This is a genomic window from Chitinophaga sp. NPDC101104, from assembly GCF_050277495.1.
Classification (GTDB): domain Bacteria; phylum Bacteroidota; class Bacteroidia; order Chitinophagales; family Chitinophagaceae; genus Chitinophaga.
Genome location: NZ_JBNNSF010000001.1, coordinates 2,040,563 through 2,066,937, shown reverse-complemented (window position 1 = coordinate 2,066,937; position 26,375 = coordinate 2,040,563). Strand labels below are relative to the sequence as shown.

At 58.0% G+C, this 26,375-nt stretch carries 18 protein-coding genes; 9 read left to right on the top strand and 9 right to left on the bottom strand.

Features of this window, described 5'->3' with window-relative positions; all coding sequences use genetic code 11:
• Window positions 1-43: 43 nt before the first annotated feature.
• Window positions 44-1,651 carry a trypsin-like peptidase domain-containing protein gene (locus ACQKLP_RS08415; protein ID WP_427321882.1) on the bottom strand — a complete coding sequence of 536 codons (1,608 nt, stop codon included), beginning with the start codon at window positions 1,649-1,651 and terminating at the stop codon, window positions 44-46.
• A gap of 220 nt (window positions 1,652-1,871) precedes the next feature.
• Here ACQKLP_RS08415 and ACQKLP_RS08410 point away from each other — a divergent pair, with 220 nt between their 5' ends.
• The 3 genes from ACQKLP_RS08410 to ACQKLP_RS08400 are packed head-to-tail and all read left to right on the top strand — an operon-like array spanning window position 1,872 to window position 9,212.
• A complete protein-coding gene (locus ACQKLP_RS08410) occupies window positions 1,872-4,490 on the top strand; it encodes an ROK family protein (RefSeq protein ID WP_427321880.1) in 2,619 nt (872 codons plus the stop codon).
• 17 nt (window positions 4,491-4,507) lie between these two features.
• On the top strand, window positions 4,508-5,893 hold the full coding sequence (locus tag ACQKLP_RS08405; protein WP_427321878.1) for a sugar porter family MFS transporter: 1,386 nt from the start codon (window positions 4,508-4,510) through the stop codon (window positions 5,891-5,893).
• Window positions 5,894-5,903: 10 nt separating this feature from the next.
• Window positions 5,904-9,212 (top strand): hypothetical protein, encoded by a 3,309-nt coding sequence (locus ACQKLP_RS08400; RefSeq protein ID WP_427321876.1) that lies wholly within the window; start codon window positions 5,904-5,906, stop codon window positions 9,210-9,212.
• A gap of 66 nt (window positions 9,213-9,278) precedes the next feature.
• On the opposite strand, the gene ACQKLP_RS08395 is transcribed toward ACQKLP_RS08400, so the two are convergent.
• From ACQKLP_RS08395 to ACQKLP_RS08365, 7 genes are all read right to left on the bottom strand, one after another.
• Entirely contained in the window at window positions 9,279-11,498 is a 2,220-nt protein-coding gene (locus tag ACQKLP_RS08395) for a glycosyl hydrolase family 95 catalytic domain-containing protein (RefSeq protein WP_427321874.1), read from the bottom strand.
• Window positions 11,499-11,599: 101 nt separating this feature from the next.
• Complete coding sequence (locus ACQKLP_RS08390) at window positions 11,600-13,090, bottom strand: alpha-L-fucosidase (protein WP_427321872.1); 1,491 nt, start codon at window positions 13,088-13,090, stop codon at window positions 11,600-11,602.
• Window positions 13,091-13,132: 42 nt separating this feature from the next.
• Window positions 13,133-13,531 (bottom strand): L-rhamnose mutarotase, encoded by a 399-nt coding sequence (locus tag ACQKLP_RS08385; protein ID WP_427321870.1) that lies wholly within the window; start codon window positions 13,529-13,531, stop codon window positions 13,133-13,135.
• A gap of 18 nt (window positions 13,532-13,549) precedes the next feature.
• Window positions 13,550-14,845 (bottom strand): alpha-L-fucosidase, encoded by a 1,296-nt coding sequence (locus ACQKLP_RS08380; protein WP_427321868.1) that lies wholly within the window; start codon window positions 14,843-14,845, stop codon window positions 13,550-13,552.
• 23 nt (window positions 14,846-14,868) lie between these two features.
• Window positions 14,869-16,506 carry a sodium:solute symporter gene (locus ACQKLP_RS08375; protein ID WP_427321866.1) on the bottom strand — a complete coding sequence of 546 codons (1,638 nt, stop codon included), beginning with the start codon at window positions 16,504-16,506 and terminating at the stop codon, window positions 14,869-14,871.
• A 15-nt stretch (window positions 16,507-16,521) separates the two neighbouring features.
• A complete protein-coding gene (locus ACQKLP_RS08370) occupies window positions 16,522-17,742 on the bottom strand; it encodes an enolase C-terminal domain-like protein (protein WP_427321864.1) in 1,221 nt (406 codons plus the stop codon).
• A gap of 15 nt (window positions 17,743-17,757) precedes the next feature.
• Window positions 17,758-18,531: an SDR family NAD(P)-dependent oxidoreductase gene (locus ACQKLP_RS08365; protein WP_427321862.1), complete on the bottom strand. Its 774-nt coding sequence runs from the start codon at window positions 18,529-18,531 to the stop codon at window positions 17,758-17,760.
• 255 nt (window positions 18,532-18,786) lie between these two features.
• Between ACQKLP_RS08365 and ACQKLP_RS08360 the strand changes: the two genes are divergently transcribed.
• Window positions 18,787-19,656 (top strand): AraC family transcriptional regulator, encoded by an 870-nt coding sequence (locus ACQKLP_RS08360; protein ID WP_427321860.1) that lies wholly within the window; start codon window positions 18,787-18,789, stop codon window positions 19,654-19,656.
• Window positions 19,657-19,709: 53 nt separating this feature from the next.
• Here the strand turns inward: ACQKLP_RS08360 and ACQKLP_RS08355 are convergent, their stop codons facing one another.
• Window positions 19,710-19,982, bottom strand: a complete 273-nt coding sequence (locus ACQKLP_RS08355; RefSeq protein ID WP_427321858.1) for a hypothetical protein — start codon at window positions 19,980-19,982, stop codon at window positions 19,710-19,712.
• 89 nt (window positions 19,983-20,071) lie between these two features.
• Between ACQKLP_RS08355 and ACQKLP_RS08350 the strand changes: the two genes are divergently transcribed.
• The 5 genes from ACQKLP_RS08350 (at window position 20,072) to ACQKLP_RS08330 (ending at window position 26,343) form a co-directional block, all read left to right on the top strand.
• A complete protein-coding gene (locus ACQKLP_RS08350; protein ID WP_427321856.1) occupies window positions 20,072-21,091 on the top strand; it encodes a LacI family DNA-binding transcriptional regulator in 1,020 nt (339 codons plus the stop codon).
• Between the two features lie 99 nt (window positions 21,092-21,190).
• Window positions 21,191-22,327 carry a glycoside hydrolase family 172 protein gene (locus tag ACQKLP_RS08345; protein ID WP_427321854.1) on the top strand — a complete coding sequence of 379 codons (1,137 nt, stop codon included), beginning with the start codon at window positions 21,191-21,193 and terminating at the stop codon, window positions 22,325-22,327.
• A 20-nt stretch (window positions 22,328-22,347) separates the two neighbouring features.
• Window positions 22,348-23,898, top strand: coding sequence for an aldehyde dehydrogenase (NADP(+)) (locus ACQKLP_RS08340; protein WP_427321852.1), 1,551 nt, complete (start codon window positions 22,348-22,350; stop codon window positions 23,896-23,898).
• Window positions 23,899-23,937: 39 nt separating this feature from the next.
• Complete coding sequence (locus tag ACQKLP_RS08335) at window positions 23,938-24,732, top strand: SDR family oxidoreductase (protein WP_427321850.1); 795 nt, start codon at window positions 23,938-23,940, stop codon at window positions 24,730-24,732.
• Between the two features lie 6 nt (window positions 24,733-24,738).
• Window positions 24,739-26,343 carry a UxaA family hydrolase gene (locus ACQKLP_RS08330; RefSeq protein ID WP_427321848.1) on the top strand — a complete coding sequence of 535 codons (1,605 nt, stop codon included), beginning with the start codon at window positions 24,739-24,741 and terminating at the stop codon, window positions 26,341-26,343.
• The last annotated feature ends 32 nt before the right edge of the window (window positions 26,344-26,375 follow it).

Below are 26,375 nucleotides of genomic sequence, written 5' to 3'. Positions count from 1 at the left end.
AAAATTCAGGAAGCAAAAGGCAAAATAATATCGGAACGGATGATCAAAGCGACAGCGATCCGATCCAGCGAACGATCTCCGCGGCGTGAAGGATGACGGTTGCGGTGCGGCTGTACCGGGCGATGGCGATCCCACAGAACCGGGCCTGGTCGTCGAAAACAGGTGAACCGCATTCGGTGGACGAGATGTGCAGGTCGCTGAACCACACCCTCGTGAAACCATCTCTGCGCCCGCTTTTCCCGCCTTCATACATTTCCGCGGGATGGTTGTTGAGCGGCGCTTCCCGGCGCTGCGCGAGGGTGACGGATTTGCGGAGGAGGCTGTCGCCGCGTTGAAAAGTAATGGTGATGGTTTGATGGGGTTGATAATGCCGGAGATCGTTGATGAAGCCCGTGGATGGAAGATCGTTGATGCGCAACAGCAGATCGTCCGGCAAGAAACCGCTCCGCGCCGCAGGGCCCTGCGGATCGAGGAACGCAATTGCGACGGCGGTGTTTGTCTCGACCAGCTTCGCGCCGAAATACCCGCTGCTGAGGCGGGGCGGCATGTCGAAAGTCCCGGTGCCGGTAATCCCTCTTTTCTGCTTTCCGCCCGGCAACGCGGCGAACAGGAACCCTCCAAGCGCCGGCTCCTCCCCGTTCCGCGCGAGATTTTCCACACCCGGCAAATGGAGGTCCATTCCGGTAGACAACAATGCCAAATCATGTTCAGGATTGCGCGCCACTACTTTCAACCGGATTTCCTTTCCATTGGCTGTTTTCAACAAAACCGTATCCCCCAGTTCAGATAACTTGCCGATGACGAACGTTCCCCCCTTACCGGAACGCCAGACCGTTCCGCCGGTCGTTTTCCCTTTGCTGATCAACCAAACCGCGCCCTGTACCGTCAGCGTGCGCGGCGGAAGCACCGGGACGATCGCCGGGGGAACGGGCTCATTCCATCCGCTGTCGGGTGGCGGGTATTGGCGGTAATTGGCCTGCCGGGTGAGCGCCGACCAATATTTCCTGAATTCGGTTACGGGAACATGATGATTGAGTGCTTCCCCGGCCTGGCAGCGGCTGTTCACCCCGATCACCCTGCCGTTCATATCGAAAACCGGCCCGCCGGAATCCCCTACTTCCATCGTGCATCCGGAAACCAGGAAACCGTGCCCGTCTGCCGGATCGGTGACGAGCCCGAAGCGCAGCGTGGGGAACGGCAGCCCGGTGGATTCGGGGTAAGCCAGCATCATACAGGCGTCTCCCATTTTTGCCGCAGCGCCCATTTCCGCGAAAGGCCAGGGGCCGGCGGCCAGGAGCTTCATCGTGGCGATGTCTGGAAGGGTTTCTTTTTCGTCGGTGTCGATCCGGCCCATCCCTACTGCCAGCGCAGTTATCCCGCCGGGAAAGGTAACGAGATAGGTATGCCCGGGGCGCGACGCATGGGCAGCCGTCAGCAACCATCCATCCGCGGAAACGACCACCGCGCTGAACGGTCCGCCGGTTTGCACCTGCTTCACCGTATCGAACGCAAAAACCTTCACCACCGCGCTCCCGGATTTGCGGACCGCTTGCTGGACGGCCGTTGTGGCGGCAATACCGTCCTGTGCCGCCACCGGTAAATTGGCGGTCATCCACCCGAGAGATATGGCCACCAGGGCCGCTTTCTTCAAAAACATACTATATAAAGCCCTCACCTGCATCATTCTTACCGCCGGTCGAAAATTATTTTTGTACCGAAGGACAAATTGAATATGTTTGTACATATGTACAATATGGATGTATAAACAGTGAACAGGCCCGATCGGCACCCCGGCAAACGGGAATCCCGGCGGGATGAATTGTATCCATAACCAGCTGATCAGTAACATCAAAAGACCGATATCAATCTACATGCAAGCACAAAGACGAATTGGGGTGGATGTAGGCGGGAGCCATGTTTCCGCCGGAATATTTAACGACGGAGCGCCAGACGCGCCTTTGCGCATGGCGCACCGCCAACTGGATTCGCATGCGCCGGCGGAGGCCGTCATCGGTACCATTGCCGCATGCATCGGCGAGGTGATGATGGAAGGAACGGTGGCGATCGGGATCGCGTTCCCCGGGCCGTTCGACTACAAAAAGGGCGTCTGCGCCATCCCGGCATCGGTGGGAAAATTCGGGCAGCTCTTCGGGCTGCATGTGCAGCAGGCGTTGCAGGACAGGCCGGAAATCGCCGGTTTGCCGGTGCTCTTTGCGAACGATGCGCATTGTTTCGCGCTGGGCGCGCAGCAGCGCATGCAACTGCAAGGGGAAAAAACGGTACTCCTGACGCTGGGCACCGGTTTCGGATCGGCCTTCCTGGTAAACGGCGAACTGGCCGGGCCGGGCCCGGGCATTCCCGCATCCGGTGCGTTTTTCGACCAGCCGTTCGGAGACGCCCTGGCCGACGATTACTTTTCCACCCGCTGGTTGCTTCGCGCCTTTGCCAACGCTACAGGACAGACCATCACTTCCGTCAGAGAAATGGCTACGGCGCACATCGAAACCGCCCTCCCCATTTTCGAGACTTTCGGCGACAACCTCGGCGCTTTTCTTCGTCCCAGGCTGGAAGCGTTTGCATGTAAGGAGCTCGTCATCGGCGGCAACATCGCCCGGGCGGCCGCGCTCTTCGGGCCCGCGCTGCTGCGGCGTTTGAACGGACTGGACATCCACCTGGCATACTGCCTGGAAACAGAGCCCTGCATCCTCGCCGGCGCCGCCGCGTTGAAAGACGCTTCCTCCAAACTGCCTGCACGCCTCAGTTCCCAGCCATTGCTGCCAGTAAAAGCCAAGCCCACGGAAGGCTACGATATTTTCCCATCCTGCAAAACCGGCCACGCAATAGCCGAAGGGTTCGATGCGCTGGCAGCAAAGATAGCAGGAGAAACGCGGGTGGTGATAGACGGGTTCGGCGGCATGTTGTGGGAAACCTTCCGTGCGCAATTGCACACTGCTTTGCAGCGCCGCGGGATCCCCGCGCATTGGTACGATGTGGATGCCTGCCTGTACGACACTTCCGTCATCGATGAAATCGTCGCCGCCTCCCTCGGTGGCGATGATCCCGTGTTCGGGAAAAAATACACCGGCGCGCTGGGGGATTTCTTCGATCCGTCCAAACTCGCCATGCTCAGGCCTGCCAGCACACCTGGCATCCACATCATATATGGAACGGGCGCTGCGCTCGCCTCGCCCGATGGATTGCTGATCTACGCCGACGTTCCCAAAAACGAAATTCAATACCGCATGCGGGCCGGCAGTATCACCAACATCGGCTCTGAAACGGCAACGTATAAACGCTGTTACTTCGCAGACTGGCCCGTGCTGAACCTCCATAAAGCCTCCCTCCTGCCGCGTATCGCCATCATGGCCGACGCGCAGCGGGAAGCAACCCTCACTTTCATGACCGGCGACGATTTCCGCGCCTCGCTAGACCAGCTCCTGCGCACGCCTTTCCGCGCCCGGCCCTGGTTCGAAGCCGGCGTTTGGGGCGGGAACTGGATGAAAAAACACCTCGCCGGCCTCAATCCGGACGAAGTGAATTACGCCTGGTCGTTCGAGCTGATCACGCCTGAAAACGGGATCGTGCTGGAAGGGGAAGGCCTGCTGATGGAGGTTTCGTTCGACTTCCTCCTCTACCGCAATAACCGGCAACTCCTCGGCAAGGCGGCCGGGCGCTTCGGCACCGAATTCCCCATCCGCTTCGATTTCCTCGACACTTACGACGGCGGCAACCTTTCCATCCAATGCCACCCGCGAACGAAATACATCCGCGAACATTTCGGGGAAAATTTCACGCAGGACGAAACGTACTACATCCTCGACTGCGAGCCGGATGCCGCGGTGTACCTCGGCTTCCAGGAAAACATCGATCCGCGGGAGTTCCGTTCGGCGCTGAACGACGCACAGGAAAAATCCATCCCGCTGGAAGTGGAGCGGTATGTGCAGCGGTTCACCGCGGAAAAACACGGGCTCTACCTCATTCCCAACGGCACCGTCCACGCCTCCGGGAAAAACAACCTCGTGCTGGAGATCAGCAGCACGCCCTACATCTTCACGTTCAAGATGTACGACTGGCTCCGGCCCGGCCTCAACGGCCAGCCGCGCCCCATCCACCTCGATCATGCCTTCGCCAACCTGTATTTCGACCGCAAGGGCGATCAGGTCCCGAAGCACCTCATCTCCCAACCGCAAATCGCGCAACGTTGGGACACCGGCCGCAAAATCCACCTGCCTACCCATCCGGAGCACTTCTACACCGTTGACCGGTACGAGTTCACCGGCACCGTGGAAATCCCTACCAACGGGCAATGCCACATCTGCATGCTCGTTTCGGGCTCCGCGATCAGCGTGGCCGCCGGCGGATCAGAACAAAAGTTCCACTTTGCGGAAACCTTCGTAGTGCCTGCGGAGGCAAATGCCTACATCTGCCGGAACGAAGGCGAAAGTCCTGCGTTCCTCGTGGTAGCATACGTTAAAGACGATCATTGCTGAATTATAAATCCTACGTTATGAAGTCAAACCGTCAACAGTTCTTCACCATCACCGTTACGCTCATCGCCGCGCTGGGCGGGTTTCTTTTCGGGTTCGACATGGCCGTCGTCAGCGGCATCATCGACCCCGTGAAATCACAGTTCGGCCTTTCCGCCTCGCAGGAAGGCTGGTTCGTGTCCTGCGCGCTGCTGGGCTGCATCATCGGCGTATTGTTTTCCGGCAACCTCAGCGACCGTATCGGCCGCAAGAAAGTGCTGTTCCTCGCCGCCGTCCTATTTCTCGTAAGCGCCGCGGGGTTTGCGTGGTCTACTTCCTACACCATGCTCATCGGGTTCCGGATTCTGGCGGGAATGGGCGTGGGCGTGGCTTCCAACATTTCACCGCTGTATATTTCCGAGCTGGCGCCGGCGCAACAGCGCGGGCGGCTCGTCACGTTTTACCAGCTCGCCATCACCATCGGCATCCTCTGTGCCTACATCAGCAACCTTTTCATCCAGCGCCACGCGGCCGGCGCCAGTACAGATGGCGTTTGGGGCTGGCTGTTCGCGGCGGAAGTCTGGAGAGGCATGTTCCTCGTGGGCGCGCTGCCTGCCGGGGCGTTTTTCCTGCTACTGACCATCGTGCCGGAAAGTCCGCGCTGGCTGGCGCAATACGGCCGCAACGACGAAGCCCTTTCCATCCTCACCAACATCAGCGGGCCGGAAGAAGCGCGCCGTGAAATGACCGCCATTACCGCGCTGTCGCAAAAACCGGCCGGCGGGTTCAACGAACTGATGCGCCCTCCCCTGCGGAATTTGCTCATCATGGCAGCGGTGCTCACGGCACTGTCGCAATTCAGCGGCATCAACGCGGTTATTTTTTACGGTCCTACTATCCTGAAAAGCACCGGCATCGTAGCGAGCGACGCGCTTTTGTACCAGGTGATGCTCGGCGCGGCCAACACGCTGTTCACTTTCATCGCCATCTGGAAAGTCGACTCCCTGGGCAGAAGACCGCTGTACATCATAGGTTCCCTCTGCTCGGCGATCGCGCTGGCTGCCACGGCCACCTGCTTCCTGGCGGGCGTTACGGGATGGGGGATGCTCCTGTCCATCATGCTGTTCCTCCTTTTCTTCGCGTTTTCGCTCGGGCCGCTGAAATTCGTCATCGCTACGGAAATTTTCCCGACGCACGTGCGGGGAACGGCTTTATCGATGTGCATCCTGACCATGTGGGTGTCTGACTGGCTGGTGAACCTCCTTTTCCCCATGCTGCGCGACGGCATCGGCGTAGCAGCCACGTTCTTCATTTTCTCCGCCTGTTGTCTCGTTTCCTTCTTTTACGCTAAAAAATACCTTTTCGAAACGAAGGGCAAAACCCTGGAAGAGATCGCTTCCGGCGAGATGCTGCCCGTCGGCCAATAAATAACTGACTATGAGGATGATGATAATCGCCGCGCTGGCGGCTTGTTCCCAGCAGGCGACCGCGCAAAAAACGGTTCCGTATTTCGGGCAGATCGACTGGATCAGCGGATACGAAAAAGAAATTTCCGGCGAAAACATCCGGTATTTCTCCGCTTTCCCCGACGATGCCGACATCGCCCTGCTGACCCGCGCTACAGACGGCCGCAAGGAAATCGTCTGGGAAACGGCCCCCGTTCCCGCGAAGCTCAAAGGGAAATATGTTTACTTCAGCTGGGTAGCAGGCCACTCATCGGCCACCAGCAGCGGTAGCCGCCATTGGGACCTGTATGCCGACAACAAAAAAGTGCTGACGTTCACCACCGTCCCCGGCAACAGCAACCCGAACTGGTCTTACGCCGGGCCAGACAGCAGCCGGATCGTGTTCATGCAAACGAAGCGCGACGGCGCCAATGACGCGCACGGCCTCGCTTTCCTCCGGCTCCCCGTTTCCGCCGTTCAGCCCGGAAAACCGGTAGTATTGAAAGTGGTGGGACAGGCGCAGCAAAGCAACGACTGGTACATGACTTTCAAATTCACGTTCCAGGAAAAAGTGGACATCGCGCCGCAGCCTTTCCTGTTGCGGAACGGGAAGCAGCCCCTCACGCTGACGGCCCTCCATTTCGGGAAGCCCCGCACGTTCCAGGTGGTGGCGGGCAATGCAACGTATTCGTTCGTGGCGGCAGATGGCCTTTCCAACTTCGATGTACCGGTAACGCCCGTGCAGCAGGCAGACAGCATCCACGTCAAAGTGCTCGACGGAAAGAAAGTGATTACCGACAAATTCGTGCAGCTCACGCCGGTCATCCACCGGGAATTGCATTTTATCCATCATTCCCATACCGACATCGGCTATTCGCATTTACAGCCCGACGTCCTGAAAATCCACCTCAGGAATATCGACGATGCGCTCGACATGATCGCTTCCACGAAGCATTACCCCGACGAAGCGAAATTCCGCTGGAACATCGAATCGCTGTGGGCCGTGGAGCACTGGATGAAACAGGCCAGCGCCGGCCGGAAAGCCGCGTTCGTGCAGGCAGTGAAAAATGGCGACATCTGTCTTTCGGCGCTATACGCCAACATCCTTACCGGCCTGAGCCTCCCGGAAGAAATGTTCCATTACACCGACTACGCGCAGCAATTGCGGAAGGAGTTCGGGTTTACCATCCCCAGCGCCATGATCTCCGACGTGCCGGGCTATACCTGGTCTACCGTGACGGCCCTGGCGAAAGGGGGCGTGAAGTATTTCTCCAGCGGCCCGAATTACCTGGGCGAGAACCATCCCTACCTCGGCGACCGTGTCGGGCATTTCGTGCGCACCTGGGGCGATAAGCCGGTTTACTGGAAAAGTCCGTCAGGAGAAGAGAAAATCCTCTTCTGGACGGGCGGAAAAGGCTATTCTTCCTGGCATGGTACCGCGCCTGGCGCCATTTTCGAGCGGGGCGCGAAGAAGATCGCGGAATACCTGCAGGACCTGGCCAACAAAAACTATCCCTACACGCTTGTGCAATGGCGCTATAATGTGGTGGCCGACAATGGGCCGATAGACACGGCCATCAGCCGTTTCGTGAAGGAATGGAATGAAAAATATTCGTCTCCGAAGATCGTACTTTCCACGCCCGACCGCCTTTTCCCCATTTTCGAAAAGCAATACGGGAAAGATTTGCCGGTGGTTTCCGGAGACATCACGCCTTATTGGGAAGACGGTGCCGCATCTACCGCGCAGGAAGAAGGGAAGAACCGTGTCAACAGCCTGCGCCTTCAACAGATCGCCAACGCTTACGCCATACTATCGCCGGAGCGCTATTCCAGCCGGCAGTTCTACGAAGCCTGGACCAACATCCTCATGTTCCACGAACATACCTGGGGCGCGCATAACAGCATTTCCCAACCCGATGTCGATTTCGTGACGGAGCAATGGCGGATCAAAAAGCAGTTCATGCAGGACGGCGACCAGCAGACCGCCGCACTGGCGGCCTCCCTCCTCGAACCCCTTATAGACAAAGCTTCCAGAAAGATCGTAGTCGTGAACACGCACTCATGGCCGGCTTCGGGGCCCGTTGAAATTCAGGTGGCAGGCGCGTCGGTGAAGGATGCGAAAGGAAAAAAATCCCCCCTGCAAAAAATCCACAACGGCCGCTACGTGTTCATCGCAGAAAACGTCCCGCCATTCGGATCGGCCGTTTACACCGTTTCCGGCGAAACCGTAAAAACCGCGACGCCGTTCAAACGCAGCACGCAAGCCCTTTCCAACGGATTCGTTTCGCTGGCATGGCATCCGGGGAACGGGAGCATCATGCAACTTTCGGGGCCGGACGGGCATAACCTCGCCGGCCAGTTCGGCGACCAGGGCCTGAACAGTTACTGGTACGTTCCCGGCAGAGACCCCGCCGGCGCGCAAACCACGCCTGCGCTCACGGCCAGCGTTATCGACGAAGGACCGGTAGTGACGGTGATTTCCCTGAAAGGCGAAGCCCCCGGCGCGCGCTCTCTCGAAAAGCGCATCATCCTGTATGCCGGCGCGAAAGAAGCGGTGATCGAGAATATCGTAGACAAAAAGCCCGTTCGCAGCAAGGAAGCCCTGCATTTCGGGTTCCCCTTCGGCATCACATCGCCCCAAACTACATTGGACGCGGGTTATGGCACCATGCGCTACCTCGAAGACCAACTCCCCGGCTCCAACATGGATTTCCTCTACGGCCGCCGGTGGCTGAACGTTTCCGATGAAAAACGCGGCGTGCAATGGATGCTGCTCGAAACGCCGATGGTAGAGCCCGGCGCCATGATCGACGAGCGGTTGGCCATTTCGCAGAGCCACAAGGAATGGCGGAAAGACGGAAAACCCACCGCCACGTGGTTCGCGTACGTCATGAACAATTACTGGCATACCAATTATAAATCCGACCAGGAAGGCGTGAGCAGCTACCGGTACGCACTGCGCCCGCACGCTGAAAGCAGCGCTGCCGACATGGAAAAAGCCGCGGCCATGTTCACCCAACCTTTCCTGAGCTTCCCGCTGAAAACCGGGGCCACCGTACCACAAAGCCTCTTCAGCCTCAGCAACCCGGCTATCATCGCCACGTCCATCACACCGCAGGAAGACGGCAGCCTCCTGGTGCGGTTGTTCAATCCCGAAAAAACCGCGCAAAGCACGAAGTTCGTTTGGGGATCGCTGAAACCCTCCGGCATACAGCGTTTGCAAAACGGCGAACGGCTTGTGCCCAATGCGAAAATCAGCCTTCCGGCCATGGGCGTCCATGAATTCTTTATTGTTCTATAATAATGCCACGGCATAAAAAAAGCTCCACTCAAAACAAGTGGAGCCTTTTTCATTCGGTATGTTTCCTCAATCGGCTAACAAAGTAACGGGCCGGCCTTTCTTCAGTTCTACGGTGATCACATCCCCATCCACAGAGGATTTCCCGGGAGCGATGTTCCCCACGGGCGTATTCCGCTTCACTTTCACGGTTTGATTTTTATCGGACGCAAAAGTCACGCTTTTCAGTTTTCCGCCTTCCAGCGATGCGCTGACCAGGCAACCGCTTTCGCTGCGCAATTGCTGGAAACCTGCGGCCTTCCAGTCTTTCGGAGTAGCCGGGAAAAGCAGGACCACGCCATTGCGGGTCTGGAGCAGCATTTCGTGGACACCCTGCGCATACGCGAAGTTGCCTTCCAGCGTAAACGGACGGTAGGTAAACCCGGAATATTGTCCGCCTTTCTGATCGCCATTCACATGGAAACTGTTGCTCAACACGAAGTTGGACGCAAACTTCCGCAGATAGCTCACCGTACTGTCCCCATTGCCCGTTTGCGCGTACAGGCACGCCGCCCAGGCAAAAGAATACCCCACCCAGGCCCGGGTGCCCTTGCGGCTCATCCAGGCCAGGGAACTGTCGATCACCCGCCGGTCGTCCGGCCGGTCGTACGACAGGACCTTTACCGGATAAATCGCCATGAGGTTGCTATGGTGGCGGTGCGACGACAACTGCGGATGCCCCGGCGCGATGGCCAGCCTGCCATCCACACTGAATAATTCCGGATAGTTTTTCAGGGCTTCCGTGGCCGGGGGCACCGATCCGTCGCCTGCCGCAGCGGCCACTTCGGCATACGCAGTGAAGAAGAAACGGATGAGCGCGAGGTCGTAGTTCGTATAATCGGTGAACCAAGCATCGATGCTGTTGTCATGATATTCCGGCGATGAGCTGAGCGGCAATTTGTACACACCGGTTGCAGGGTCTTTGACGCGGACGTTCTTCAGGTAAACGGCCACCCGGTCGAACCAGGGCTTGCAGCGTTCCCGGAGGAATTTTTCATCGCCGCTGAACTTCCATTGCCAGTAGAAATGCTGCGCCAGCCACGCGGCTACGGTGGGACTGAAAGAATACTGGACCCATCCGCCCATGGGCTTGCCGGTAAGGGTGGTGACGCCGGGAACGTTGAGCCCTTCCACCCCGAAATACTGCTTTGTATAGCGTTCGTTTTCCGCGCGGGTGTTCCAGAGCCAATTGGTGAAGCCTTCCGTGAGATCGGTATGGTTGGCGGTATATCCGGGCCAGTAGCTCAACTGGGTGTTGAGATCGTGGTGGAAATCGCCCTTCCACGGCGGAAGATGGCTGTTATCCGCCGTCCACACCGCTTGCAGGGAGATCGGCGGCGTATGCGCGCGGGCTACGCTGCCGAATTTGTACATATCGAGATAGTATTGCTTTTCGAGCAGGGGCTCGGGGAGCTGGATGGAAGAGCGTTTCCAGAAACCGGCCCACCAGGCGGCGTGGCTTTTCCAGTTCTTCGCTTCGTTTTTGGAAGCGGCGGGAATAACGGCGGGCCGGTCGGGGGTGATCGTCCACCAGCCGGTGGTTTTGCCGTTTTTCACGGTCCATTCCACCAATACTTCGTAAAAATGCCCTTCGTAAGTCGGTTGCCGGTAACGGATGGCGTTCGCGCTTTTGGTGACCGTTCCTTTTCCATATCCCAGTCTTGCGAGGCTTTGTCCGTCTACGCTCGTGGCTTCACCGCCCTTGCTTTCCGAGACATACAACGGTGCGATGAGCTCGGGACTGAAATCCGCGCCTTCCAGCGAAAACACGCCTACATCCTGTCCTGCGTGCACGTAGGTGCGGAAAACAGCACCAGAAGCGAACCGGGCCTCGTGCACACCGTTGCTGATGTCCAGCACGGAGGAAACGGAGTTGCCCCAACCTTTCATATCCAGTTCCAGCGAGGCGCCGGGGATCTTGGTGGGCGCGGCGTTGGCTTCATATGGCACATCGCCCAATTGCTGAACGGGGGTGTAATCCTTTTTGTGGACCTGCTCCGTCACGTATTTGAAAGTCAGCTTGTCGATATTGGCCATGGGCCGGTCGTCCCACAAATCAACCCTGTCCAGCGAAAACCGGAGCTTGTCCGCTTTCTGCCAGATGAGGGCGCCGATCATCCCGTTCCCCAGCGGCATGGCTTCGTCCCATCTCCGCGGGAGATCGCCTTGCCGGAGGTTATGTTCCGGCTTCGGCTGCGCCGCGGCGGTGAAGGCAACGGCGAGTAGCATCCCTGTAAAAAGTCGTTTCATATCATACAATTTAATTGGGTGTTAATGAGGGCGCATCCCGAAAAATCGGGATGCCGGTCTCTGGAAATTCTCTCAAATTTTTAATCCAATAACTGGACTTCCTATTTTCTTGCCATATCGATTACCGAAATTTCGTAGATAGACGGCAGGTCGGTGGCTTTCGTCACGCGGAAGCGCAGCGCGTCCGTCTTGTACCGCCGCGGCAGGTGGACCACCTTGCAATCGCCCATGGGCTCATGCCCCAGGAAGATCGTTTCCCACTGGCCGTTCCGGCGGATGTCGATCGCATATTCCCGGATGCGCGGTTCACGAAGTTGCGAGAACCCGTCACTGGAATTCTTCACATCCTTGTATTCGAAAATGCTGATTTTATTGAAGTATTCAGAAGGATCGAGGGAAATTTCGAGGGAAGCGAGGGTGTCTGCCGAAGCCCAGCGGCTATCGAGCTTTCCATCGGTCACCTTACTGCCGTCGTACTGATTGTGCGCATCCGCCGGATATACGCTCGACGCCTTTGCAGGCCTGCGCTCCGACACGAACTTACCGTTCACCGGCAAAGGTTTCCCCGGCGCAAGGCCCAGCCGTTTCCCCAGGTTGATGGCCGCCAGCGCTTCGTATTCGCGGATGCGGCCCGTCTGGTCGGGCGGGATGTTCATCACCAGGCAATTGCTATTGGCCGTGCTCCAGTAAAACAGTTCTTCCAGTTCGTCCAGCTCGCGCACCGGCAGCTGCACGGATTTCTGGAACCAGTTATATCGGCTGCTGAGGCAGATCGTGGCTTCGTAAGGCAGGTAGTACGATTTCCCCTGGTGGAGATATTGCTTTTTATCGAACCGCGTGATGATCTGCGGGTCCCACAGCCGGAAGTCGGACGGGAAATACTGGAAGAAATACTTATTGTCTTCCGTCATGTTCGACGGCCGCGTATAATTCCGTTTCCCTTCCTCGTTCACGATAGTGTGGTTGACGCTCACGGCGCATTTGGGATTGAATTTCTTCACCAGCGCATACAGCTGGTCGATGCCCCAGTTCTCCGGCTTGCGGTCCCAGCCACCGTCGAGCCACAGCTCGCAGATGGGACCATAATTCGTGAAGAGCTCCGTCAGCTGGTTCTTCATATAGTCGATGTAAGGCTGCGGATCGGCATCTTTGTAGGTGGGCTCCTTGCGGTCCCACAGCGAATAATAAATGGCGAACTGCAGGCCGTGCTTTTTGCAGGCATCGGCCACGGCTTTCACCACATCGGTTTTCACGGGCGATGAAGCCACATCGTATTCGGTGTACTTGCTGTCCCACAGGCAAAACCCGTCGTGGTGCTTGGTGATGAGGAGCACATACCGGAACCCCGCGTCTTTCGCGGTTTTCACCCATTGTTCGGGGTCCAGTTGAGTGGGATGGTATTGGCTGACGGGGATCGTACCGTCCGACCATTCCACATCTGCAAAAGTGTTCACCCCGAAATGGATGAACATGCCGTATCCCCGGTCGATCATCGCCTGTTGGGCGGCGCTGGGCTTGGTTGCGGGCAACTGCTGGGCCGTGACGCCCAGTGTGGCGAGCGAAAGCGCCATAGCGCCTGCGCATCGTTTCATAAAACTGTACATGGATATTGCTTACTGTGCTGGTTGATTATTTCATGGCAGGTGCATCACTTCTTCGAGCTTCGACCACGTTTCGCCGGTTGCGGCCGCGTCTGGCAGGGGGATCTGCGCGGGAGCGGTTTCTTTCCACCAACGCTGCGTGACCGTGTCTGCCGCCATTTTCTTCATGTCTCCGGCGAAATCGTTTCCTGTGTACTCAAAATAACTGAACAGATATGTTTTTCCATCCATCTCTTTCAGATAAATGGAGTAATTGCGAATATTGCATGCCTCGATGGTTTTCACCACGCCGGGCCAAACATGGGCATGCAGTTGCTTGTAATAGGCGATCTTTTCGGGCTTGATGCCGGTCACCATGCCGAAGCGCTCCACTTTCCTTTCAACACAACCCGCCGCCAGCATCACGATGAGCAAAACGAAAACCGTTCTCATGTATTGCATTTGAAGGGATTAAAGAATAGGCAATTGATCCGCCGGGCCGTCGAGCGTAAGCTCGATCACGTAAGGTAAAGTGGCCGGCTGCTGCGGGATTTTGATGCGCAGTTCATCGTTCGCGGTTTCTGTAGTAACGGCACTGCCGCCGATGATGGCGGATTTGCTGATGTTCCGTCCCGGCAGGGCTTTCAGCGTGAGCCCGCCTTCGGCGGATTTGAGTACGTGGATGAATACCTTGTTGCCTTTGCGCGTGGCGGCGAATGTTTCGTTCGGCTCCCAGGGGCCGCCCATCGTTCCGTATACCGCCGTTCCATATTTCCGCATCCAGTCGCCGATCTCCCGGAGGCGCGCCACCTGGCGGGCTTCGATGCGGCCATCGGGCATGGGGCCTACGTTCAGGAGCAGGTTACCGTTTGCGCCGGCCGTTCTGGAGAGGATGTCGAGGCAGGTTTCGAGGGATTTCAGCTGGTCGTTCGGCTTCCAGGCCCATTGCTTGCAAATGGTGAAGCAGCTTTCCCAGGGCGTCGTGAGGTTCATTTTGCCGATCACCTGCTCCGGCGTATCGTAATCGCCCACCATTTTGGTATGGTCGATCTGCTTGTTGTCCATCGCCGCGAATTCTTTCCCCAACCGGTTATTGGTGATGAGCGAGGGTTTGAGCTGTTTGAGGTAAGCGTAGATCTCGCGGCCGCGCTCGTCGGTCCAGGGTTCTTCCCACTGCCCGTCGAACCACAGCATGTAGGGGTCGTATTTGGTAACGAGCTCCTTCAGCTGGTTTTTCATATAAGCCACGTACTTGTTCATATCCGATTTGGGATCGATGGAAGGCTTGGTAGACGAGTGGTTGGGATAATCCGGATGCCACCAGTCGAGCACGGAATAGTAAATGCAGAATTTAATGCCCTGTTTCTTGCAGGCGGCAGCGAGCGCGCCTACCACGTCTTTTTTGTAAGGCGTGGAAGCGATGTCGTATTCCGTGAAGGCGGAAGGCCAGAGGCAGAAGCCGTCGTGATGGCGGGCAGTGATGGTGAGATATTTCATGCCCGCGTCTTTGGCCACTTTCACCCATTCGTCCGCATTGAACAATACGGGATTGAATTCTTTGTAAAGATTGTCGTATTCAGCGGCCGGCACCTGGTTGCCCCTCGACCAGCCGATCTCCGTGCCGCGGAGGCTTACCGGCCCCCAGTGCACGAACATCCCGAAGCGCATGTCCATGAACTGGCGCAATACCGCGGGATCGGTTTTGGCGGGCGATTGCGCGAACGATCCGCTGCAATACAACATCATCAATAGTATCAGTTTCTTCATCATCATAACTTTTTTAAACATGGTTATCTGAAAATCCAGTACAGCACCCCCATCACCAGGAGCAACAGTACCGACAAAAATTTATAGTTACCGAAACCTTTCCATCCTTCCCCTTCCAGCGGCTCCCGCCAGGAGCGCCAGTACAAAGCGCCGCTCTTCTCCGTAAGTACCACGGGGTAAAGGAACGAAAACAGCACCTGCATGGCCACACAGGCCAGGAAGAGGTAAAACGCCATCATCATGAAAGGAATGCCACCGAGCGGCCCCTGCGGGTACAATTTGTTCATCGCGTACACCAGCGCACCGAGCGCAGACCCGATCCAGAGCGTGAGCTGGGCCGACCGCGCGGAAGCCCGCTTCCAGAAAATCCCCAGCAAAAATACGCAGGTAATGGGCGGCGCGATGTGTGCGATCACGTCATTGATCCCTTCAAACAGGCTCTGGTAGCGGTTCAGCAAAGGCAACAGCCCGATGGAGACGAGCAGCGCCAACGCCGAAGCCCAGCGGCCCGCTTTCACGAGATCGGCATCTTTCGTTTCCGGCCGGAACCGCTTGTACAGATCGAAGCTGGCCAATGTAGCGATGGAATTCAGCGCCCCCGCGATCTGGCTCATGAGGCCCGACAATAATGCCGCCACCAGCACGCCGATCAGCCCGGAAGGCAGCAGCTGGGTGATCATGAGGGTATATATGCCTTTGGAGTCTACTTCGCCGGTCCCGTGTTTCAGGGCCGACAGGTCGAGCCCGCCGGATTGATACAAGGCCCAGGCGAAAAGCCCCGGCAGCACGAAAATGAATACCGGCAGGATTTTGATGAACCCGCAAAAGAGGGCGCCCACCCGCGCGTGGTTCTCGTCTTTGGCGCCGAGCACCCGCTGCACGATGGTTTGGTCGGCACACCAGTACCAGATCCCCAAAATCGGGTACCCGAGGAACACCGCCATCCACGACATGCCCGAAGCATCGCCCACCGGGCGCATCATGCTCAATTTGTCCAGCGCGCCCTGGTTGGCGAGCACCGCTTCCATCGGCTGCCAGCCGCCCATTTTGTTCCAGGCCGCCACGGTAATGATGACCGCTCCGGCGATGAGCACCACGCTTTGAATGGATTCGGTCACCACCACGGCCCGCAGCCCGCCCACGATCGTGTACAGCCCCGTGAGCGCGGCGATCACGATGATGCTGGCGTACATATCGATCCCGAACAGCGTTTCCAGCACGATGCCGCCCGCCAGGAACGAAAACGCGATGTGAATGATGACGGCCGAAACGATGGACACGATCGCCAGCCAGTCGCGGCACGCGCGGTTGTACCGCCTTTCCAGGAAATCGGGCAGCGTGGCCACGCCCGAGCGGATGTAAAACGGTACGAAGAACAGGGCGAGCAATATCAGCGTGAATGCCGCCATCCATTCGAAATTCCCGTTCAGCAGCCCCGAGTCGAAGCCGCTCTGGGCAAGGCTCACGAGGTGAAGACAGGAAATGTTCGTGGCGAAAAGCGCCAGGCCGATCATGGGCCAGCGCAGGGTTTTGCCCGCCAGGAAATACGCGCCGGAGCCTTCCGTGGCGGCGGATTTCTTCCGCAGCCCCGTCCACAGCCCGATGGCGACGATAAGCAGGATATAACCGATGGTGATGACGATATCTGCGGTTCCGATCATATGTGGATTATTGGATTATTTTAAGTCGCAACTGCTGCCCGGTTCCTGCGGCGTAACGTACACGCCGTTTTCGATGCGGACCGGGTGGAGGAAATGCTCCTTCAGATGCGGGATATGTTCGAGAAAAAGTGCTTCGTGCCCCATGGCGATGTGGTTGAACAACACGAGGTGCTGATGCAGCTGCCCCATGTCGCCGACGTGCGGCACTACCGGCACGCCGAACTTTTTGCACAGCAGGCTGATGGTGATGAATTCGCTCACCCCTCCTACCCGCACGGCATCCACCTGGATGAAGCCCGCGCAGCCCGACTGCAGGTAGTTCTTGAAGATCACGCGGTTGGGAACATGCTCTCCCAACGCGAGTTTCACCGGGGCTACGGCTTCCGCCAGCGTCACATGCGCCTGCACATCGTCCGGGTGCGTCGGCTCTTCTACCCAATACGGCTGCATCTGCTTCAGTTCGTTGCAGATGGAAATGGCCTGCGGGAGGTTCCATTGCTGGTTGGCGTCGAGCATCACTTTGACGGAATCGCCAACGGTTTGGCGGACGATGTTGGCCCGGCGGATGTCGCGCTTCGGATCGGCGGAGCCCACCTTCAGCTTCATGGCTTCGAAACCCTGGTCCAGCGCGCGTTTGCAATTCTCCCGCACCTGCTCGTCGTCGTAATTGAACCAACCCACGGAAGTATCGTACCCGGCATATCCTTTTTCGAGTATCCCCATCCGGCCGGCCGCCGTTTCCGAAGCTTCGGTCAATAGGGCGATGGCTTCTTCGCGGGTGAGGACATCTTCGAGATAGGTGAGATCGAGCGTATTGACGATGCTTTCGGGCGACAAGCCGATCAGCAGCTTCCAGAGGGGCACGCCGCGCTGTTTGGCCCAGAGGTCGTAGCACGCGTTGGTAACGGAAGCGAGGCCGAGGTGGACGACGCCCTTGTGCGGCCCCAGCCAGCGGAACTGTTGTTCGTTGGCCAATGCGTGGAAGGTGCTGCCGAAGTTGCTCATGAGCGTTTCGATGTCTTTCCCGCGGAGGGTTTCGGCGTAAAACCGGGCCGCGCGGCAAACCAGGTCGTTGCCTTCTCCGAGCGTGAATGCGAGCCCCGTGCCGCGTAGCCCCTGTTCGTTCTGCAGGTGCGTGACGGCATAGGCGTATTGCGGGTCTTTGTGCACGGCGTCGCTGCCGGCGCCGTTTTTCAGCGCAAACCGGGCGTCTGCGATGTCGATGTTTTTTATCATGTAGTGAAAGAAATGTCAGATCAGGGCCCGGTACCCCAGTTCCGCGCCGCCCGTTACGGGCAGGATGCAACCGGTGATGAAGCGGGCGGCATCGCTGAGCAGGAACACGCAGGCGTCGGCGATCACGTCGCCAGCGGGCATGGCGCCAAGTGGCTGGAGGCGGTCGAGATACCGTTGCATGATTTCCGGCTGCGGCTGTTCGGCGCTCCAGGCTTCGAGCATGGGTGTGCGGATGGCGGCGGGCGCCACGGCGTTGACCCGGATGCCGTCTGCCGCGTAATCGAGCGCCATGGCTTTGGTGAGCGCGTTCACGGCGCCTTTCGTGGCAACATAGGCGGCATGGTCCGCCTGCCCGATGCTGCCTACGAGCGAGCTGGTGTGCAGGATGCAGCCTTTGGATGCGCGCAGCAGGGCGATGCCGTGGCGGGTGGTGAGGTAGATGCTTTTGAGGTTCACCCGCATGAGGGCTTCCCATTCGGCATCTTCCGTTTCGTGCAGCGGCCTGGCGGGCTGCGCGATGCCGGCGTTGTTGTGGACCGCGTCCAGCCGGCCGTACGCTTTACCGATCTCCGCGAACAACTGGGCCACGGCCGTATCGGAAGTAACGTCGCACAAAAAGAAGGTATGCCCCTCGCCCGGCAGCTTCGCCAGCTTGTCGCGCCCCGCGGCATTCAGGTCTGCGATGCAAACCTTCGCACCCGCGGAGGCGTAGGCCAGCGCGCATTCCCAACCGATACCGTCTGCCCCGCCCGTGAGCAGGACCACCTTATCCTTCAGCATGTCTTTCATTCTTTCCATTTTTAATCCAGGCATAAGTTAATTCATTCCACCACCATTTCGCGCAGCGGTACCGGTCATGAAACAAAACTAACGTAAGGGCCCGGGGAATACTAACGGACCGTTGATGACTTCTGCGCCTATATTAGCAAGTTTATCACACTATTTTCATAATTGGCGGCAATAGAAATTCAGATTTGTTACGGGGATTGCCGATTTACGCCTATATTAGCATACAATATCCCGAATAAAATAAATTCCATCAATATGAAGCCGGTTTTCACCAAGATACAGGAAGAGGCCCACATGGGCGTGTTTGCGATGCGGGTGATCGACCTGCCGTATTTCTCGACGGAGTTTCATTTCCATAAGGAATGCCAGCTCGTGTATGTGGTGGAAAGTGAGGGGAGGCGCATCATCGGCGACAGTGTGGAGAATTTCGACAGCGACGAGCTTATCCTGCTGGGGCCCGACATTCCGCATGTCTGGCATAACGACAGCCGGTATTTCGACCGGAATAATTATAAACATGCCCGGTCGGTGGCGCTTTTCATCGAGCCAGACAAGCTCCTGGCCTCCATGACGCATTTCGGGCTGGGGCGGCAAACGGAATTGCTGCTGAAGAAATCGAGGCGGGGGATGAAATTTTTTGGACAGGCGAAACGGGCGTTGAAAACTTTACTGCTCGAGATGACGGAGCAGCCTCCCTTCGCGCAGCTCATTTCCTTCATGCGCGTGCTGGACGTGCTCACCCGCACGCGGGAATACGAACTGCTGGCCAGCCAGGGCTATGTGAATACTTACCAGGCGAAAGACAACGACCGGATCGATACGGTGTTCAAGTTCGTGTTCGAAAATTTCAAGAGCGAGATCCAGCTGGATGAGGTGTCGCGCCTCGTGAACATGAACAAGCAGGCGTTTTGCCGGTATTTCAAAAGCCGGACGCAGAAAACGTTCGTGTCGTTCGTCAATGAAGTGCGGATAGGGCATGCCTGCAAGCTGCTGGCGGAAGGCGAGCTCGCCATTTCGGGACTGGCGTATGAATGCGGGTTCAACAGCTTGTCCAACTTCAACCGCTTTTTCCGGGAAATAAAAGGCATGACCCCGCGGGAATACGTGCGCTCGCTGCCGGATTGAAACGATATATTTATGGGGAAGCCGCTTTGTGAGCGGCTTTTTTTATGGAAAGATCAGCCTACCGGCGATGCGAGGATCGCTTCGGCGAATGCGGCTTCGAGGGGAACGTATTGGGGCGGGCAAATCCCCCGGCCCACGATCTTGAATTCCCCCGCGGCGTTCTCCTGGATATGGAAACGCACTTCCTTTCCTTCGTGCGGCACATATACCTGGTACAATTGCTTGTGCACGCAATTCATCGTCACGAAACGTACCCGCACCGGTTCTCCGTTCACTTCAAATTCCTTGTCGAAACTCCTGATTAACTTCCAGCCTAATGAACTCATGTGTCTAAAAATGAGCGGCAAATGTAGCCAAAAAATGATTTTCGACGGCAAAACTTGCTTACTTAAACGTTTAAGCTTATATTTATTTCATGAAGAAGAGAGTCTCCCTGAAAGACATCGCACAGGAAGCCGGGGTATCCACGGCGCTGGTATCCTATGTGTTGACGAATAAAGAGGAGAAGGCCCGGGTGGGGCGGGAAATGGCGAACAAGATCAGGAAGATCGCACGCAAGCTCAATTACCAGCCCAACTACCTCGCCCGCAGCCTGAAAAGCGGGCGGACAGACACCATCGGCCTCATCGTGGCAGACATCTCCAACCCTTTCTTCGGACAGATCGCCCGGATCGTGGAAGACGAAGCCAAACGGCACAATATCACCGTCATCTTCGGCAGCTCCGACGAAAACGCGGAAAAATCCGCCGACCTTATTAATGTATTGCTCAACCGGCAGGTAGACGGACTGATCGTAGTCCCCTCGGAAGGATCCGAACAACAGATCCTCCAGCTCAGCGAGCGCCACTTCCCGTTCGTGCTCATGGACCGGCCGTTCCCCTCCATCGCCGCCAGCAGCATCAGCATCAACAACTTCGGGGCTTCGTATAATGCGGTAGAACACCTGCTGCGCACCGGCCGCAAACGTATCGGCATGATCGCCTACCAAACCGGCCTGCACCACATCGCCGAACGCCGCAGGGGGTTCGAAGTAGCCCTGGCCAACGCCGGACTCAAAACGGAAAAGCGCCTCAAACTGGCGCGGTACAGCCACCTGCGCGAAGATATCCGCAAAGCGATCGACCAGCTGAGGGGCGGCAAACATCCGGCCGACGCGCTGTTTTTCGCCACGAACAGTCTTGCCATCGAAGGGCTGCGGTATATCAGCGAACTGGGCATCCGCGTACCAGAGCAACTGGCAATTGTGAGCTTCGATGAAAGCGAAGCGTTCGACCTTTTCCACGCGCCCGTCACCTTCATCCGCCAGCCTATCCGGGAAATGGGCAAAGCCGCCGTGCAACTGCTGCTCAGCCAGATCGCCGATAGCGAACGGCCGCCGGAAGACATCCGGATAGATGCGGAACTGGTCGTGCGCCGTTCCAGCGCAGCCAGCTGAACCATCCATCAAATCACTTTATACGCCACGTGCATGGAAACCGTTGAAGCCAGGGGCGCTTAATCGATAAAGCGGAAAACCTTTCAAACGATACACATTATGAAAACACTGCTCCTTCTCTCCTTTTGCGCCTGCCTGGCCCTCGTTTCGGCAGCGCAGCAGCCATTTAACGGGCTCGACATGAACCTGGGCAACCTCCACCGTTTATCCGACGCCAAAACCCGTTCCATTTCCCCGGAAAACTTTACCGGCGAGCCCGGCAAGGGCGGCATGGCCACCCTTGAACAGGGCAACGCACGCGGCGCCGCGCGCGATCTCGGACAGGGATGGAAAGTGAATCCCTATGTGCACATCGAGCCCGGACAAACGTTTACCCTCGCGGAAATTAACGCCTCCGGCGCCATTCAGCATATCTGGATGACGCCCACCGGCAACTGGCGCTATTCCATCCTCCGCTTTTATTGGGACGATGAAACCACGCCCAGCGTGGAAGTGCCCGTCGGCGATTTCTTCGGGATGGGATGGGGAGAATACGCACAACTGAGTTCCCTGCCCGTAACCGTCAACCCCGGCAGCGCATTCAACTGCTACTGGCCCATGCCCTTCCGGAAAAAATGTAAGATCACCATGGAAAACATCAATACGGAAAGGATGACGCTCTATTACCAGGTCGACTACACGCTCACGCAGGTGCCCGACGACGCGGCGTATTTCCACGCGCAGTTCCGCCGCAATAACCCGGTCAAAAATGCGGAATTCACGCTGATCGACGGCATAAAAGGAAAAGGGCACTATGTTGGCACCTATATGGCCTGGGGCGTGAACAACAACGGCTGGTGGGGAGAAGGCGAGATCAAGTTTTTCATGGATGGCGACGGCAAATTCCCCACGATCTGCGGCACCGGGACGGAAGATTATTTCTGCGGTTCCTACAATTTCGACAACAAAGGGAAATACCAGGAATTCACCACGCCATATGCTGGCTTACACCAGGTGATCCGTCCGGACGGATTGTACAAATCGCAGCAACGGTTCGGATTGTACCGCTGGCATATCATGGACCCCATCCGTTTCGACAAGGAACTGAAAATTACCATCCAGGACCTGGGCTGGCGGAGCGGTGGACGGTATTTGCCGCAGCAGTCGGACATCAGCTCGGTCGTGTTCTGGTACCAGCGCGAGCCGCATGCGCCGTTCCCGAAGCTGCAACCGAAAGACCAGCTGGAAGTGAATTGATCTATTTAAAAGTTTGACGCATGCATACAATCGGATTACAGATGATCGGGAACCGCCAGTCCGCGGAAGGCACGCAAACCTTCCGCGCCTGGGCCCCCGCGAAGCAGCAATGGCTCCCGCAGCCATTCCATGAAGCAACGCCCGCAGAAGTGGACCAGGCCGTAGCCCTCGCCGCCAAAGCGTTCCCGGCATACAAGAAAGCCACGGCCACGGCGCGCGCGGCATTCCTCCACGCCATCGCATCGGGGATCGAAGCTCTTGGCGAAGCGCTGCTCCAGACGGCTTCGGAAGAAAGCGGCCTGCCCCTGGCCAGGCTCAACGGCGAGCGCGACCGTACGGCCAACCAGCTCCGGCTTTTCGCGAAAACCATCGAAGAAGGCTCCTGGGTACATGCGCGGATCGACGGTGGCGCGCCAGACATCCGGCAGATGCAGATCCCGCTGGGACCGGTAGCCGTTTTCGGTGCGAGCAATTTCCCCCTCGCCTTTTCCGTGGCCGGCGGCGATACTGCGGCCGCACTTGCGGCCGGTTGCCCCGTGGTCTGCAAAGCCCATCCCGCCCATCCGCATACTTCGCACCTCGTCGCGAAAACCATCCTCGAAGCTGCCAAAGAAACCGGTATGCCGGAAGGCGTTTTCAGCCTGGTCCATGGCGCCACCGTTGAAACGGGGCAACACCTGGCCCGTCACCCGCAATTGCGCGCCATCGCGTTCACCGGATCGTTCGGCGGCGGGAAGGCGCTTTTCGAAACGGCCGCGCAACGGCCCGTGCCCATCCCCGTTTATGCGGAAATGGGCAGCGTGAACCCGATTTTCCTCTTACCAGGCATGCTGGCGGAAAACGCGGCTACCTTCGCTGCGCAATATTTGCAATCGCTCACCATGGGCGTGGGGCAATTCTGCACCAATCCCGGTGTGATCGTAACCGCCGGCGACGGGAACGAATTGATCAAAGCCCTCGAAACCGGCATCACCCAGCTGGCGGCAGGTGTCATGCTCACACCGGGCATCCTGAACGCCTACCAGGCTGGCCTGCAACGCCTCGAAAGCATGGGCGCGCTGCCGGTTTGCAAAGGCGCCGATGTTGCCGGCAAAGCCGCGCCGGTAATGATGCGTACGTCTTTGAACAAAGTACTGGAAACACCAGGTATGTTGCATGAGGTTTTCGGGCCGGCGGGGCTGCTCGTGCTGTGCGATGATGCCGCCGGTCTTTCCATTTTCGCCGAAGCCCTGGAAGGGCAGCTCACCGCTTCCATCCACGGTACGCCGGCCGATCTGGACCATCATGCGCCACTGGCAGACATTCTTCGCGAAAAAGCGGGGCGCCTGCTCGTGAACGGCTTCCCGACGGGCGTGGCCGTGAACCACGCCATGGTGCACGGGGGGCCTTGGCCCGCAGCTACGCCCGGCGCCGGTACTTCCGTTGGCACGGCATCGATTTACCGGTTCACGCGGCCGGTGTGTTTCCAGGATTTCCCGGGACAGATGTTGCCGGAAGAGCTGCGCAACGAAAATCCGCGGAGCATCTGGCGGATGGTGAACGGCGACTGGCAGCGCGGAAGCATTTCCTGAACGGACCAGCATATTTAATCAACCCTCATACCACACGTTATGGACCTCGGCTTACAGGACAAAGTAATTATCGTGACCGGCGGTGCCAAAGGCATCGGCGCGGCCATTTCGGCGGTACTGGCGCAGGAAGGCGCCATTCCCGTCATCGTCGGCAGAAGCGAAACCGACAATCTGCAGCATCTTTCCAACATACAGACTGCCGGTGGAAAAGGCTGGCAGACCGCGGCCGAGCTCACCGACCCGGAAGCCTGCAAACGCGCCGTGGAAGCGGTGGCGAAGCAATTCGGGCGGATAGACGGGCTCGTCAACAATGCGGGCATCAATGATGGCGTGGGGCTCGCATCGGGATCGTACGAAGCCTTCATGCGATCGCTCCACCGCAACCTCGTGCATTATTACCTGATGGCGCATCATGCGCTGCCCATGCTCAAGGAAAGCCGCGGACCGATCGTCAACATCAGTTCCAAAACGGCGGAAACCGGCCAGGGCAATACGTCTGCTTACGCGGCGGCCAACGGCGGCAGAAACGCTCTCACCCGCGAATGGGCGGTAGAATTGCTTCCCTGGAGCATCCGCGTAAACGCCATCATCGTTGCGGAATCCTGGACGCCGCTGTACGAGAACTGGATCAATACTTTCGGGGACAAAGCAGCGAAACTTGCCTCCATCGTGTCCCGCATCCCGCTCGAAAACAGGATGACGACGCCGGAGGAAATCGCGCAGATGACGGCATTCCTCCTGTCAGGCAAATCCAGCCACACCACGGGCCAGCTCATTCATGTAGACGGCGGCTACGTTCATCTCGACCGTGCATTACCATCCCTTCAACCTTAAACCATCATGCGTCAGCAAATACTTCAGATCCACCCGGCAGACAATGTGATCGTGGCCCTGCAGGACGTTCCGAAAGGCACCCTGGCCGGCGGCGTCACCGCGCTCCGCGACGTACCTGCCAAACACAAGCTTACCACTACCTTCATCCCCCAAAACGGCGACGTGATCATGTACGGCGTGCTCGTAGGGCAGGCGAAGGAAGACCTTCCGCCCGGGGAGCTCATTTCCACCGCCAACGTCCGCCACGCTTCGGGGAATTTCGGCGTGCGGGCAGAACGGAAAACGGACTGGCAGGCTCCCGACGTGAGCGCCTGGGAAGGCCGCAGCTTTTTGGGGTATCACCGCTCAGACGGCCGCGTGGGCACCGGCAATTACTGGATCATCCTGCCGCTGGTGTTCTGCGAAAACCGGAACGTGCAATTGCTCCACGAAACGCTCACCAAAGGCCTGGGCTATCATAAAGGAAATCCTTACGAATCCCTCCTGCAGGAAATGCTCCACGGCGAAAAACATGTTTCACAAGCCGAAACGGCATCCAGCCGCCCCTTTCCGCAGATCACCGGAATCAAATTACTGACCCACACCATGGGCTGCGGCTGCACCAAAGACGACGCCCGCACGCTTTGCGGGATCCTCGCCGGGTACGTGACGCATCCCAACGTAGCAGGCGCTACCGTGCTCAGCCTCGGTTGTCAGAACGCGCAGGTGGCGATGTTGCGGGAAGAGATCGAAAAGCGGTCGCCGGGGTACGACAGGCCCCTCGTCATCCTCGAGCAGCAGCAGGAAGGCACGGAAAAAATGCTGATGGAACAGGCGATGCGGCAAACGTTCGACGGACTGGCGAAAGCCAATGCACAGGAGCGCAAACCCGCGCCGCTGAGCAAACTCATCGTAGGCATGGAATGCGGCGGCAGCGACGGGTTTTCCGGCATTTCCGCCAACCCTGCGGTGGGCAAGGTGGCAGACAGGATCGTGGCCCTGGGGGGATCGGTGATCCTGTCCGAATTCCCCGAATTGTGCGGCGTGGAACAGGAACTGAGCGACAGATGCGTGAATACCGAGCTCGCCGAAAAATACACCGGGCTGATGAAAACGTATGCCGCGCGCGCGGAGGCAGTGGGCTCGGGGTTCGACTCCAATCCTTCTGCCGGCAACATCCGCGACGGCCTCATCACCGACGCCATCAAATCGGCCGGCGCCGCGCGGAAAGGAGGCTCCTCCCCCGTAACCGATGTGATCGATTATCCCGGATGGGTGCAGCGGCCCGGACTGGCGCTGCTGTGCACGCCCGGCAGCGACGTGGAATCGACGACGGCGGAAGTGGGCGCCGGTGCGAACATGGTATTGTTCACCACCGGCCTCGGCACGCCTACCGGCAATCCCGTGACGCCCGTGCTGAAGCTGTCCACCAATTCGCGGCTCGCCGCCAAAATGCCCGACATCATCGACCTGGACACGGGGCCGGTCATCAATGGAGACGAAACCCTCGACCAGGCGGCCGACCGCATCATGGAGCTGCTCATTTCCTCCGCCAGCGGGCATTACACCGCCAAGGCACAATTGCTGGAACAGGACGACTTCATCCCCTGGAAACGGGGCGTCTCGCTCTGATCCGGCATCAAACATTAAAAAACAATCCGAAC

Bases quoted from the DNA above. Each gene is read 5' to 3' on its own strand.
- ACQKLP_RS08335 (WP_427321850.1), top strand. From the start codon at position 23,938: ATGGACCTCGGCTTACAGGACAAAGTAATTATCGTGACCGGCGGTGCC.
- ACQKLP_RS08355 (WP_427321858.1), bottom strand. From the start codon at position 19,982: ATGAGTTCATTAGGCTGGAAGTTAATCAGGAGTTTCGACAAGGAATTT.
- ACQKLP_RS08390 (WP_427321872.1), bottom strand. From the start codon at position 13,090: ATGAAACGATGCGCAGGCGCTATGGCGCTTTCGCTCGCCACACTGGGC.
- ACQKLP_RS08405 (WP_427321878.1), top strand. From the start codon at position 4,508: ATGAAGTCAAACCGTCAACAGTTCTTCACCATCACCGTTACGCTCATC.
- ACQKLP_RS08345 (WP_427321854.1), top strand. From the start codon at position 21,191: ATGAAAACACTGCTCCTTCTCTCCTTTTGCGCCTGCCTGGCCCTCGTT.
- ACQKLP_RS08410 (WP_427321880.1), top strand. From the start codon at position 1,872: ATGCAAGCACAAAGACGAATTGGGGTGGATGTAGGCGGGAGCCATGTT.
- ACQKLP_RS08375 (WP_427321866.1), bottom strand. From the start codon at position 16,506: ATGATCGGAACCGCAGATATCGTCATCACCATCGGTTATATCCTGCTT.
- ACQKLP_RS08370 (WP_427321864.1), bottom strand. From the start codon at position 17,742: ATGATAAAAAACATCGACATCGCAGACGCCCGGTTTGCGCTGAAAAAC.
- ACQKLP_RS08365 (WP_427321862.1), bottom strand. From the start codon at position 18,531: ATGAAAGACATGCTGAAGGATAAGGTGGTCCTGCTCACGGGCGGGGCA.
- ACQKLP_RS08360 (WP_427321860.1), top strand. From the start codon at position 18,787: ATGAAGCCGGTTTTCACCAAGATACAGGAAGAGGCCCACATGGGCGTG.
- ACQKLP_RS08395 (WP_427321874.1), bottom strand. From the start codon at position 11,498: ATGAAACGACTTTTTACAGGGATGCTACTCGCCGTTGCCTTCACCGCC.
- ACQKLP_RS08400 (WP_427321876.1), top strand. From the start codon at position 5,904: ATGAGGATGATGATAATCGCCGCGCTGGCGGCTTGTTCCCAGCAGGCG.
- ACQKLP_RS08350 (WP_427321856.1), top strand. From the start codon at position 20,072: ATGAAGAAGAGAGTCTCCCTGAAAGACATCGCACAGGAAGCCGGGGTA.
- ACQKLP_RS08330 (WP_427321848.1), top strand. From the start codon at position 24,739: ATGCGTCAGCAAATACTTCAGATCCACCCGGCAGACAATGTGATCGTG.
- ACQKLP_RS08385 (WP_427321870.1), bottom strand. From the start codon at position 13,531: ATGAGAACGGTTTTCGTTTTGCTCATCGTGATGCTGGCGGCGGGTTGT.
- ACQKLP_RS08340 (WP_427321852.1), top strand. From the start codon at position 22,348: ATGCATACAATCGGATTACAGATGATCGGGAACCGCCAGTCCGCGGAA.
- ACQKLP_RS08380 (WP_427321868.1), bottom strand. From the start codon at position 14,845: ATGAAGAAACTGATACTATTGATGATGTTGTATTGCAGCGGATCGTTC.